The sequence below is a fragment of the Dickeya sp. MK7 genome, assembly GCF_000406305.1.
In the GTDB taxonomy this organism is placed as follows: Bacteria; Pseudomonadota; Gammaproteobacteria; order Enterobacterales; family Enterobacteriaceae; genus Dickeya; species Dickeya fangzhongdai.
The window spans coordinates 4,465,269-4,478,006 of the sequence record NZ_CM001984.1; the positions used below are offsets into that span (position 1 = coordinate 4,465,269).

Annotated in this window: 11 protein-coding genes; 6 read left to right on the forward strand and 5 right to left on the reverse strand. The window is 58.3% G+C overall.

Annotated elements, in window-relative coordinates:
- Window positions 1-2 precede the first annotated feature (2 nt).
- Genes DXXMK7_RS19385 through pilM form a run of 4 tightly spaced genes read right to left on the reverse strand, consistent with a single transcriptional unit; the run spans window position 3 to window position 2,369 of the window.
- Entirely contained in the window at window positions 3-359 is a 357-nt protein-coding gene (locus DXXMK7_RS19385) for a HofP DNA utilization family protein (protein ID WP_038920433.1), read from the reverse strand.
- A complete protein-coding gene (locus tag DXXMK7_RS19390; RefSeq protein ID WP_238555974.1) occupies window positions 356-910 on the reverse strand; it encodes a hypothetical protein in 555 nt (184 codons plus the stop codon). Before DXXMK7_RS19390 ends, DXXMK7_RS19385 begins: the two co-directional genes overlap by 4 nt.
- Window positions 907-1,467: a PilN domain-containing protein gene (locus DXXMK7_RS19395; RefSeq protein WP_038920434.1), complete on the reverse strand. Its 561-nt coding sequence runs from the start codon at window positions 1,465-1,467 to the stop codon at window positions 907-909. The genes DXXMK7_RS19390 and DXXMK7_RS19395 overlap by 4 nt, the downstream gene beginning before the upstream one ends.
- Window positions 1,461-2,369 carry a type IV pilus biogenesis protein PilM gene (pilM, locus tag DXXMK7_RS19400; RefSeq protein ID WP_038920435.1) on the reverse strand — a complete coding sequence of 303 codons (909 nt, stop codon included), beginning with the start codon at window positions 2,367-2,369 and terminating at the stop codon, window positions 1,461-1,463. Before pilM ends, DXXMK7_RS19395 begins: the two co-directional genes overlap by 7 nt.
- Window positions 2,370-2,688: 319 nt before the next feature.
- Here pilM and mrcA point away from each other — a divergent pair, with 319 nt between their 5' ends.
- Window positions 2,689-5,247, forward strand: coding sequence for a peptidoglycan glycosyltransferase/peptidoglycan DD-transpeptidase MrcA (gene mrcA, locus DXXMK7_RS19405; RefSeq protein ID WP_038920436.1), 2,559 nt, complete (start codon window positions 2,689-2,691; stop codon window positions 5,245-5,247).
- 113 nt (window positions 5,248-5,360) lie between these two features.
- Here mrcA and nudE read toward each other — a convergent pair whose 3' ends face one another.
- Window positions 5,361-5,912, reverse strand: a complete 552-nt coding sequence (gene nudE, locus DXXMK7_RS19410; RefSeq protein ID WP_038920437.1) for an ADP compounds hydrolase NudE — start codon at window positions 5,910-5,912, stop codon at window positions 5,361-5,363.
- A 423-nt stretch (window positions 5,913-6,335) separates the two neighbouring features.
- On the opposite strand from nudE, the gene DXXMK7_RS19415 reads away from it, so the two are divergent.
- The 5 genes from DXXMK7_RS19415 to pckA all read left to right on the forward strand — a co-directional run bounded on the left by DXXMK7_RS19415 (window position 6,336) and on the right by pckA (window position 12,700).
- Window positions 6,336-8,465: an intracellular growth attenuator family protein gene (locus DXXMK7_RS19415; RefSeq protein WP_038920438.1), complete on the forward strand. Its 2,130-nt coding sequence runs from the start codon at window positions 6,336-6,338 to the stop codon at window positions 8,463-8,465.
- Window positions 8,466-8,641: 176 nt separating this feature from the next.
- Window positions 8,642-9,346 carry a GMP/IMP nucleotidase gene (gene yrfG, locus DXXMK7_RS19420; protein ID WP_038920440.1) on the forward strand — a complete coding sequence of 235 codons (705 nt, stop codon included), beginning with the start codon at window positions 8,642-8,644 and terminating at the stop codon, window positions 9,344-9,346.
- On the forward strand, window positions 9,343-9,756 hold the full coding sequence (hslR, locus tag DXXMK7_RS19425; RefSeq protein ID WP_038920441.1) for a ribosome-associated heat shock protein Hsp15: 414 nt from the start codon (window positions 9,343-9,345) through the stop codon (window positions 9,754-9,756). The genes yrfG and hslR overlap by 4 nt, the downstream gene beginning before the upstream one ends.
- 173 nt (window positions 9,757-9,929) lie before the next feature.
- Entirely contained in the window at window positions 9,930-10,802 is an 873-nt protein-coding gene (hslO, locus tag DXXMK7_RS19430; RefSeq protein ID WP_038920442.1) for an Hsp33 family molecular chaperone HslO, read from the forward strand.
- Between the two features lie 278 nt (window positions 10,803-11,080).
- Window positions 11,081-12,700 carry a phosphoenolpyruvate carboxykinase (ATP) gene (gene pckA, locus DXXMK7_RS19435; protein WP_038664892.1) on the forward strand — a complete coding sequence of 540 codons (1,620 nt, stop codon included), beginning with the start codon at window positions 11,081-11,083 and terminating at the stop codon, window positions 12,698-12,700.
- Window positions 12,701-12,738 lie beyond the last annotated feature (38 nt).

Consider the following 12,738-nt stretch of genomic DNA (forward strand, 5'->3'; position numbering starts at 1 on the left):
CGTTATTCCTTTTTGTGATGAAAGGGCGAGCCCAGATGAACCTCCGCCGCCCCACAGCGCACCGTCTCGTTTGCCGGGCGCAGCGTAGCGCCAGTGCGATCCAGCCGCGTAATCCGCCAGTCGCCGGGCGGGATAACGTCGCCATCGCGGACTCGCAGCCAGCCGCCTGGCGTCTGCGCCAGCCACCCGACCCACTGCGATGACGACCCCACCATTCCTTTCAATCGCCATTCATCCGGTAACGCTCGGTTCTCGCACGATACGTCCAGCCGCGGCTGAAACGGATCGCGCATCGTCTCCGCCCTCGCCATTCCCGACAGCCAGACGAGCCACAGTATGAGGCCTCGCCATCCGCTCATCGCGCCGTCTCCACTGGCTGCGGCAACGACAGCCGCAGTTCGGTGCGCAGCCCGGCAGGCGTTTTTCGGATCGTCAGATGATCAATGCGCAGCACCACCGGGAGCGCCCTGAAGCGCGTCAGAAAATTCAGGGTTGCGGCATACTCCGCGCTAAAAACCAGCAGCCAGGCAGGCGATGTCGTGTCCATGTCTTCCGCCTGCACCGGACGCCACGTCACCAGATGTACGCCGCTATCACGCAGCGGCGCTTCCAGCCACGATGCCACGCGATTCGACGACCAGTCCGCCGCCAAGGGCGGCTGGTCAGCCAGCCAGCGCTGAAGCGGGTGCAAGGCTGGCATCCGGGTAATTTTCTCCCGCCACTGCGCCACGACCAGCGCACTGTCCCGATGCTGCTGCTCAAGTTGCAACAGCAACTGCCGTTCTGCCGAAATCCATACCCCACCGACAATAAGCGCCACCAGCATCACCAGCGCTGATGGCGCCAGTAACAGCAGCCACAACGGTGTCGCCAGCCAGCGGGCAGTCATGGGGTAAAGCCACGCCATCATCCGTTGTCTCCCGTCTCAGCCAACGCCTGCCAATACAGGCGCAACGAGAAACTCAGCCTCGAACTATCCTGCGTGTCGCGCTGCGTCTGTTGCACGCTGGCGTGTTCTATCTGCGGTAACGTCGACATCGCCTTCGCCAGAGTGACGATAGCAGAATAGTGATTACTCACTCCGGATATCTGGAGATGCGCGCCGCTATCGCCGATTTCCGTTAGCCAGAGCGAATCGGGCACCAGCGTCGGCAACTGTTCAAGCAACGCCTGATAGCGCAAATTCTGCCTCCGTCCTCGTTCCTGCGCCGCCTGCTGCGCCAGCCGCGCTTCCCGCGCCTGCCAGGCATCCCGCGTCCGGCGGTAGAGCTGTTCATACTGCGACTGTTGCGACTGCGTTTGATCGAGGCGCAGCCGCAGTTCCGTCAGTTGTTGCTGCCAGTACCCGCCGACCACGGCCGCCGTACAACCGATGCCAAACAGCGAGAAACCCAGCGCCAGCAGGCTCAGCCGCATACGCCGATATAACAGGCGCTGGCGCCACGCCAGAAGATTAACCGTCAACATGGCGTATCCTCCGGGCGCATCGCCAGACCGCCGGCAATGGCAAAGGCGGCGGGAAACGTCGGCAACGGAGGTTGCTGCCGCTCAAACGCGCTCAGGGGGGACCAGGGAATCAACGTGGCGGGAAGCTGTTGCAGATACTCCGGCGCAGATGCGCTGAGATAGGCCTGATGAGAAGCGTTATTTTGATAGCAGGTACTTACATACTTCAGTACATCAGGCGACGTCGCAACGCCATCCGAGCGGCTCGACATGTCATCTGAATAAATGCCATCTGAATAAATGTCGTCGGGATAAAAAGTACCGAATGCCAGTGGTTCCGCCAGCGGCGCAACCCACAGCCAGTGATCGTCGAAGCGGTGCAGCAACAGGCGATCGGTCGCCAGTCCGGCCTGGGCGGCCATGCAACGCAAAGCGCAGGGAGTAATATCCACAGCGTCGGGTTGCAGGCCGGCATCGCGCAGGCAATGCAGCCAGATGTTCAATTCGGTTTGGCGCGCCGCGGTGACCAGCAGCGTATTCGGCGTTTGCGGGTCAGGGCGATAATCCAGCGCCAGATCGTCGCCGCTGATCGGCAACGCCTTTGCCGCCATCTTTCCGATATATTCGCCGCGCCGCGGCTCACGCAAACGGCGGTCAGGCAGCGCCAGCCGTTGCTGCAGTACCCGCGAGGCGGGAAATCCCAACCGCAATGAAACAAATCGTGGCAATTCCTGCCGCCATTGACGAAGAACCGTACAAAGCGCGGCGGGATGATGTAGACTACCGCCGCTTAATGTTCCGCCCGGCAACGGCAACTGCCACCAGTGGCGCAATTGCCAGCCATGCCTGCGGCGTTGTACGGCCAGAGCACGCATAAAACCGTTCTGGATATCCAGTCCAACCTGCCAGATGGGATAAGCCATGAGTGTTCGATCTCCTTATCGTTTCATAACAGAACAGATACCCGATGGATGTCGGGGTACAGATAAGGCGGCCACCGACCGGGTGAATCCCCAGGAACTGAACCCGGTAGCGGCAGGGTGACAAATCTGCCGGGCTGATTCGGCCCCGGTTTGCAGCGCCCCCATGCGGGGCGAGGCCCAGAGAAGGGCCGTATACAGAGGGCGGCCAACGCATCTGTAACCTGAAAGATGACGGGTATATCCACCTTGCTGGCTTCCCTTTATACTAGCGCCCGTCTGTTTATAAACTATTCAATTGCTACTGAATGGAAAATCTCCGGTGAAGTTCGTAAAGTACCTATTCATCCTTGCAGTGAGTTGCATTCTGCTGGGAGCCGCCTCGCTCTATGGCCTCTATCGCTATATCGAGCCGCAGTTACCTGATGTCGCCACGCTGAAAGACGTCCGTCTGCAGACGCCGATGCAGGTTTACAGCGCCGACGGCGAGCTGATCGCCCAGTTTGGCGAAAAGCGTCGTATCCCGCTGAAGCTGGATCAGATTCCCCCCACGATGGTGAACGCGTTTATCGCCACGGAAGACAGCCGTTTCTTCGAACATCATGGCGTTGACCCACAAGGGATTATCCGTGCGGCGGTGATCGCCCTGACGTCCGGTCACGCCTCGCAGGGGGCGAGCACCATTACCCAACAGCTGGCGCGAAACTTCTTTCTGAGCCCCGAGCGCACGCTGTTGCGTAAAATCAAGGAAGTGTTTCTGGCGATTCGCATCGAGCAAACGCTGACCAAAGACGAAATTCTTGAGCTGTACCTGAACAAGATCTATCTGGGTTACCGCGCCTATGGCGTCGGTGCGGCGGCGCAGGTCTATTTCGGCCGTCCGGTGGACCAGTTGACGCTGGCGCAGATGGCGATGATCGCCGGTCTGCCGAAAGCGCCGTCCACCTTCAACCCGCTCTACTCCTACGATCGCGCCGTCGCTCGCCGCAATGTGGTGCTGTCCCGTATGCTGGACGAAAACTACATTACGCAGACGCAATACGATCAGGCGCGCAATGAAAAGCTGGTGGCGGATTATCACGCGCCGGAAATCGCCTTCTCCGCGCCCTATCTGGCCGAAATGGTTCGTCAGGAAATGGTGAAGCGTTACGGCGAAGATGCGTATAACGACGGTTATCAGGTCTACACCACCATTACCCGCAAGTTGCAGTTGGCGGCGGAAGACGCGGTGCATAATAACGTCATCGCTTATGACATGCGCCACGGCTACCGTGGGCCGGAGCAGGTGCTGTGGAAAGTGGGCACCCCGGCCCTGACGCAGGATAAAATCGTCGAGGCCTTGAAAAAGCTGCCGGTTTACGGGCCGCTGTTCCCGGCGGTGGTGACTGACGCCAGCGCCGACAAAGCCCATGCCATGATGGCCAACGGCGACAGAATCGAACTGCCGCTGGCAGGGGTACGCTGGGCGCGCGCCTACCGCTCGGATGACCAGCAGGGCCCCACGCCGAAGCGCGTGACGGACGTGCTGGAGGCCGGCCAGCAAATCTGGGTGCGTAAAGTCGATAACGACTGGTGGCTGGCGCAAGTTCCGGACGTCAACTCCGCGCTGGTGTCGCTCAATCCGAAAGACGGCGCCGTGCTGGCGCTGGTAGGGGGTTTCGACTTCAACCAGAGCAAGTTCAACCGCGCCACGCAGGCGCTGCGTCAGGTCGGTTCGAACATCAAACCGTTCCTGTATACCGCAGCAATGGATAAAGGGCTGACACTGGCCACCATTCTCAACGACGCCCCGATTACGCGCTGGGACCCGGGCGCCGGTTCCGACTGGAGCCCGAAAAACTCGCCTCCGGTGTACGACGGCCCGATCCGTCTGCGTCAGGGGTTGGGGCAGTCGAAAAACGTGGTGATGGTACGCGCGATGCGCGCGATGGGCGTGGATTACGCCGCCGATTATCTGGAGCGCTTCGGCTTCCCGGAACAGAACATCGTGCATACCGAATCGCTGGCGCTGGGCTCGGCGTCCTTTACACCGCTGCAGGTGGTGCGCGGTTACGCGGTGATGACCAACGGCGGTTATCTGGTCGACCCTTATTTCATCACCAAAATCGACAACGCCAGCGGTAGCACCGTATTCAGCGCCACCCCGAAAGTGGTGTGCGATACCTGTAATCTGCCGGTGATCTACGGGGATACCCAACGTTCCGCCGTTCTGTCGGATGACAGCATGGAAAACGTGGCGACCTCGCAGGAAAACCCGGTGCAGGCCGCGCCGCAAGCTGACCCGGCCACACCGTCGGAAGTCGCCAGACAAGCGGCGACGCAGCCTTATGCGCCGCATGTCATCAGCACACCGCTGTCTTTCCTGATCAAGGATGCGCTGAACAGTAATGTGTTCGGCGAACCAGGCTGGATGGGGACGGGCTGGCGCGCGGGCAAGGTGCTGCAACGCCGCGATATCGGCGGTAAAACCGGTACCACCAACAACTCGAAGGATGCCTGGTTCTCAGGTTATGGCCCCAATATCGTCGCTTCCGTGTGGATTGGTTTTGACGATCACCGCCGCGACCTTGGCCGGACGTCGGCATCCGGCGTAATTCGCGACCAGATTTCCGGTTACGAAGGCGGCGCGAAGAGTGCCGAACCTGCCTGGGATGACTTCATGAAGGTGGCGCTGGCGGGCGTACCGGAACAGAAAACGCCGCCGCCGCAAGGCATCGTGACCGTCACCATCGATCGCAGCAGCGGCAAACTGTCGGATGGCGGCGCCAACAGCCGTCAGGAATACTTCATTGATGGCACGCAGCCGACCGAACGGGCAGTGCATGACGCCGGCACCACGCTGTTCAATACCAGCAGCGGTCAGGCGGAAGAGCTGTTCTGATCCCGACGGCGATACGTTTCTGATTGAGATACGTTTCTGATTGAGATAGCAAAAAGGCGCGATTATCGCGCCTTTTTCTTTGGTTATCGATCGTTCTGGCAGGTCGCTGTCGGTTATTGTCGGCCCAGCCACTGTTGCGCCAGAAACAGCGCGCTGACGTTGCGCGCTTCGCGAAAATCCGGCTCTTTTAGCAGCGACATCATGTCCGCCAGCGGCCAGCGCACCAGTTGCAGCGGTTCCGGTTCGTCGCCCTGCAGGCGTTGCGGGTACAGGCCGTTCGCCACCACCACATTCATACTGCTGGAAAAATAGGACGGCGCCATCGTCAGGGTGGATAACAATTCAAACTGTTCCGCGCCAAACCCGGCCTCTTCCATCAGTTCACGGTTAGCCGCTTCAAACACCGTCTCACCCGGATCTATCAAGCCCTTGGGAAACCCCAGTTCATACTGCTCAATCCCTACCGCGTACTCACGAATCAACAGCAACTCGTCGCCGCTCACCGGTACAATCATCACCGCTTCGCGGCCCGATGGACGCATACGCTCGTAAACGCGGCGCTCGCCGTTGCTAAATTCCAAATCAACGGCTTCCACATTGAACAGACGTGAACGGGCTACGGTCTCAACCTTGAGGATTTTGGGTTTTTGCAGGTTATTATTCATCGTGGCCTCTATAAGGAAACATCAACAGGCTTTCCCTGTTCAGGCCAATGGTCGGCACGGAACAAAAAACCGGTAGAGCCGCAGTTTCCTACAGAATCTTCAGTGAGTCACATTGTGCGTTAACATTAACAGCTGCTGCAACTCCATCATGGTGACTTTACATATCAGCAACACCACGTACACATTAATTTTTTTTATACAAAAATCATGGCGTGCGCATAGCCGATTATTGATGACTCATCAGAAAAAATTCAGACTTTCCTCATTTCAGCAATATCTCCCGCTTGCTAACATACGCTGTTAAACAACTAATAGTCGGTTAATTCAGTCATTAACCATGCGACGCGGGTTAACATTGTTCGTGTAGTTTTGTTACTATCCGGAAATAACAGAGGGAACCTTACGCTGTTGGCTGGAGATAATATGCGCACAATACTCATCATATTGGCTGTATTGTTTGCCTGTCTGATTGCGGTAGGGGGGATCATTGGCTATCTCATGTATCGTCGTCTTCTATTCGCCAAACGTTTGCCAGTTACACCGTCGGGACATCGTCAACTGACGGCGTCGGAACGTATTGCCATCGAACGCTATCTGGCCATGTCCCATCTGGACGGCCCGGTTTCGTCGTCCGTTCCGGTCGCGTCGCCGCGTCTGCCTCGTCTGCTGCCGGGCAACCGGGTGTATCCCATTACTCATAGCATCACTCGCTATGGGCTGAGTACCGATGCGCCCAACAAATGGCGCTACTACATCGACACTCAGGAGATTCACCTGCCCGCGCGCTGGGAGCAATACATCACCCAGAACAATGAGATCGAGCTGATCAAAACCCGTTCGATTCCGCTGGTGGTTTCACTCAACGGTCATTCGCTGACGGAATTCGTCAATGAGAGGGATTCCAGCACCGGCGCCGATATTTCTGGCGAACAGGCGTCGATTCGGCCGGAAGTCCATGAACACACCGAGCTGGTGGCGATTCGCAGAGAAACACTGGAAGAACACGCTGTGCACCGCTCACGCGGCCTGCGCGAAACCGGGGTGCTGAGCCTGGCGTTTTTGCTGCTGGTGTTCAGCCTGACCAGCCCGCTGGCGATGTTGCCGTGGCTGGCCGGCGCCGCCTGCCTCATGGCCGGTTGGGGATGCTGGCAGTTGTTCCGTCCGCCCTCGCAGAAAGAACTCCGCGAGGTGCATTGCCTGCACGGCACGCCACAATGCATGGGGTTGTTCAGCGACGCCAGTCAAAGCCAGATCGGCAATGTCTCTCTCGGCAATATTGATCTCATCTATCCCCCTCACTGGCAGCCTTATATCGGCTACGATCTCGGCAGAAAAACCGATGTGGATATCTACCTGACCCGCCAGGTCGTGCGTCAGGGTCATTACCTGTCATTACATAACGAAGTCAAATTCTTCCCGCTACAGCAATGGGGCAAAAACGCCGTACTGGCGGTTGGCGCGTTGTTAAGCCTGATCCTGTTGTTGACCTCGGTGCCGCTTGATCTGCCGTTGAAACTCAGTCTGGCCTGGATGCAGGGCGCAAGCAGCATCAAGGTGACTCAGGTAGAAGAACTGGAGCGTATGCCGCTGCACATCGGCGACAAATTGCAGATCCGCGGCAGCGGCATGTGCTATGTGCCGCCGATCAACCTTAATCCGACCTCCTCCCGGGCCTCGGCGTTTGCGCCATTTGATTGCGCCGCCATTTACTGGAACAAGGCCGCGCCTCTGCCATTGCCCGAGTCGGACACCATCGAGAAAACCGCCGCGCTGCAAAAGACGGTCAACGAGCAGTTGCACCCAGCCGTCAGCGACAATCAGGTCAGCTCGCAACTGGCGGACGCCATTCAGAAATCCGGCATGATTCTGCTGAATAATTTCTCGGATATCGTGCTGAAAACCGATGCGCTGTGTGAAAAAGAAGAAGATTGCACCCGGCTCAAAAACGCGCTAATCAATCTGGGCAACGCCAAGAACTGGGATCTGCTGGTTAAACGTGCGCGTTCCGGCGCGTTGAAAGGCATGAGCGTGGTGCTGCGCCCGGTGAGCGCCGAGTCACTGGATTCGCTGGTGAAAAATGCCACCGACGAGTTCTATAGCCGCGAAATCATCACGGCGTCCAATTCGCTGAACAGTCCGCCGCCGGGCGGTTTTCTGATTCGCAGCGACGAAGGCCGCCAGTTCGTCAATCATCAGATGCCCACCACGCCGCTGCGCGATTTCCCGCCGCAGGAGCAATGGCAGGAACTGCAACGTCTGTCATCCCTGCTGCTGCACACGCCGTTCGAGTCCAACGGCGTGATTACTCAACTGAGCATCGATGCCAACGGTACCCGTCATATTTCGCTGCACAGCGAACCTGACGCGGTCACCATGTGGCGTTCGCTGGGCGCCTGCCTGCTGCTGCTGGCCTTCAGCGTCATTCTGATACTGAATCTGGTGTTGCTGCTGGTGAAACGCCGCCGCAGTCAGCAGCGTATCGCCAACATCCAGCAATACTACGCCCGCCATCTGGTGCCGGAAGCGCCCGCCGCCACCGCCATGTACGGATAATGGACTTCGCTCCCAGGTCAACAGACTCCGCTCCCAGATAAGGTAACCGGCATAATCGACCGGTTACCTCAATCGACGAGTGCGATCGGCCGCGTTTAGCGGTTATGCTACGCTGATAACATCGACTGCCCCGCCTCCGGCCCAACCGGAAACGGGGCGTATGTCCCGGAGTGTGCATGAATCCCGAACTGAACTGGAATGAGATCGATACCGTCCTGCTGGATATGGACGGCACGCTGCTCGACCTGGCGTTTGACAGCTATTTTTGGCTGCAACTGGTGCCGGAATCCCTGAGCCGCCAGCGCAATATCAGCCTGGATCAGGCTCAACAATTGATCACGGTGGAATATCAGGCGGTGCGCCATACCCTGAACTGGTACTGCTTTGATTACTGGAGCGACCGGCTGGGGCTGGATATCTACCAAATGACCAGCGATATCGGCCACCGCGCCCGCCTGCGCGACGATACCACGCCGTTTCTGCATGCGCTGCGCGAAAGCGGCCGCCGGACTATTTTGCTGACCAACGCCCATCCGCACAGCCTGTCGGTCAAGATAGCCCACACCGGGCTCGATCGGCACCTTGATTTATTACTTTCCACCCATACTTATGGGTATCCCAAAGAAGATCAGCGGTTATGGCGATCCGTTCAGGCGGAAACCGGGTTTAACCCGGCGCGTACGCTGTTTGTGGATGACAGCGAACCCATACTGGATGCCGCCAGAACGTTTGGCATCCGTTATTGTCTGGGCGTCAGTAATCCTGACTCGACCAGCCGGCAGGAAAACCGTTTTCGGCAGCATCCGTCGATGAATGACTATCTGGCGTTGCTCCCGGGCATCCACCAGTCGGTTTTCGTCGGCAATCAGGAGTGTTCATGAGCAAAGACAGCCAGCATGACGATGACAATGCGGTCCGGTTGGACAAATGGCTGTGGGCGGCGCGTTTTTACAAAACCCGCTCACTGGCGCGCGAGATGATCGACGGCGGCAAAGTGCACTATAACGGCCAGCGCAGCAAACCCGGCAAGCTGGTGGAGCTGGATGCCGAAATCACGCTGCGTCAGGGCAACGACGCACGCACGGTGATTGTCCGCGCCATCAGCGCTCAACGGCGCACGGCGGCGCAAGCGCAGGCGCTGTATGAAGAAACGCAGCAGAGCATTGAAAAGCGGGAAAAACTGGCGCAGGCCAGAAAGCTCAATGCCCTGTCGATGCCGCACCCGGACCGGCGGCCGGATAAAAAAGAGCGCCGGGATTTAATCAAATTCAAATACAGTGACGCGGAATAAGAGCCTGGCCCACCAGGCGTTATTGGCGCAGCCAGTTTGGACACGGACAGCGCGGAGAACCCGGAGCGTACACCTAGTACGTGAGGATTTCGAGCACTGCCCAGGGCCAAAATGGCAAGTAAAATAGCCCCGGTGGGCCAGGCTCTAAGCCGTCATCACCACGAGAGAACATTATGGCCAATCATGACCAATTGCATCGTTATCTGTTCGAAAATCATGCCGTTCGCGGCGAACTGGTAACAGTAAGCGACACCTTCCAGCAGATGCTGGCCAATCACGACTACCCCGCGCCGGTAAAAAACCTGCTGGGTGAAATGCTGGTCGCCACCAGCCTGTTGACCGCCACGCTGAAATTCAGCGGCGATATCACCGTGCAGTTACAGGGCGACGGCCCGCTGAAACTGGCGGTGATCAACGGCAATCATCAACAGCAGATGCGCGGCGTCGCCCGCCTGCAGGGCGACATCGCCGCCGACAGCTCGCTGCACGACATGGTGGGCAACGGCTATCTGGTGATCACCATTACCCCGACCGAGGGCGAGCGCTATCAGGGCGTAGTGGGGCTGGACGGCGACAACGTGGCCGCCTGTCTGGAAAACTATTTCCAGCAGTCCGAGCAGTTGCCGACGCGCCTGTTCATCCGCACCGGCGAACACGATGGCCGCCAGTGCGCCGCCGGGATGCTGCTGCAGGTTCTGCCCGCGCAGCACGGCAACCGCGAAGACTTCGACCACCTGGCCCAGTTGACCGCCACCGTCAAGAGCGAGGAACTGTTCGGTCTGCCGGCCGACGAGGTGCTTTATCGGCTGTATCATCAGGAAAACGTCACGCTGTATGAGCCGCAGCCGGTAGCGTTCCAATGCCACTGCTCGCGGGAACGCTGCGCCGACGCGCTGATGACCCTGTCGGCGGACGAGGTCAACGACATTCTGGCGCAGGACGGACAGATCGATATGCACTGCGACTACTGCGGCAGCCATTATCTGTTCAGCCCGCAGGATATTGCCGACCTTCGCCAGCCCGGCGCCGAGCCGACCCTGCACTGATTCCCCCGTTTCAGCGGCCCGCCTGCGGGCCGTTTCTCTACTTTCACAACAACGTTCACAACAACAATACGACTCACAACGACGGTACCACGAAAAAACCGCCCGTTATCTCACCCGGTCATTTCGCTTACACAACAACCGTTTGCTTACTTTTTCTTCACATGTATAAGCAAAGTTATTAATGAATTTATTTAATTTTTTGATTGTTATCGCGGTTAAAATAAGCTCACCTTCTAGACTTACTAACAGTACGACTATAACGATCTAGGAGTAGCAACATGCAGATAAAAGGCATTACGCCAGAAGCACTGACGGCTTATGGCATTCATGATGTCCGCGAAATTGTCTACAACCCAAGCTACGATTTACTTTTTACTGAAGAAACATCCCCTACCCTACAAGGTTATGAACGCGGTATCGAAACCCAGCTGGGCGCCGTTGCCGTTGATACCGGCATTTTCACCGGCCGCTCCCCGAAGGATAAGTACATCGTCCGCGACGATGTGACCCGCGACACCGTCTGGTGGTCCGATCAGGGCAAAGGCAAAAACGACAACCATCCGCTCAGCCAGGAAACCTGGCAACACCTGAAACAGCTGGTCACCAACCAGTTATCAGGCAAACGCGTGTTTGTCGTTGATGCTTTCTGCGGCGCCAACGCCGACACGCGCCTGAAGGTTCGTTTCATCACCGAAGTCGCCTGGCAGGCTCACTTCGTGAAAAACATGTTTATCCGTCCCAGCGATGAGGAGTTGCAGGGTTTCGAGCCGGATTTCATCGTGATGAACGGCGCGAAATGCACCAACCCGCAGTGGCAGGAACAGGGGCTGAACTCGGAAAACTTCGTGGCCTTCAACCTGACTGAGCGCATCCAGCTCATCGGCGGCACCTGGTACGGCGGCGAAATGAAGAAAGGTCTGTTCTCCATCATGAACTACCTGTTGCCGCTCAAAGGCATCGCCTCCATGCACTGCTCGGCCAACGTGGGTGAAAAAGGTGATGTGGCGGTGTTCTTCGGCCTGTCCGGCACCGGCAAAACCACGCTGTCCACCGACCCGAAACGGCAGTTGATCGGCGATGACGAACACGGCTGGGACGACGACGGCGTGTTCAACTTTGAAGGCGGCTGCTACGCGAAAACCATCAATCTGTCCGCTGCAGCGGAGCCGGATATTTATCACGCCATCCGCCGCGACGCGCTGCTGGAAAACGTGACCGTGCTGGCGGATGGCAGCGTGGATTTTAGCGACGGCTCAAAAACCGAAAACACCCGCGTGTCATACCCGATCTATCACATTGATAACATCGTCAAGCCGGTTTCCAAAGCCGGGCACGCCACCAAGGTGATTTTCCTGACCGCCGATGCCTTCGGCGTGCTGCCGCCGGTTTCCCGACTGACCGCGGATCAGACCCAGTACCACTTCCTGTCCGGCTTTACCGCCAAACTGGCAGGCACCGAGCGCGGCGTGACTGAACCGACGCCAACCTTCTCCGCCTGCTTTGGCGCGGCGTTCCTGGCGCTGCACCCGACGCAGTACGCCGAAGTGCTGGTAAAACGCATGCAGGCGGCGGGCGCCAAAGCCTATCTGGTGAACACCGGCTGGAACGGCACCGGTAAGCGTATCTCCATCAAGGACACCCGCGGCATTATCGACGCGATCCTCAATGGCAGCATCGACGACGCCGAAACCCAGACGTTGCCGATCTTCGATCTGTCGATCCCGACCGCGCTGCCGGGCGTCGATCCGGCGATTCTGGATCCGCGCGACACCTACGCCTCCCCGGCGCAGTGGGAAGAGAAGGCGCACGACCTGGCACAGCGCTTTATCACCAATTTCGACAAGTACACCGACACTCCTGCCGGCGCGGCGCTGGTTTCCGCCGGGCCGAAGCAATAACGACGGCAACCCACCGACAGCAAAAAGGCGCGATGAAC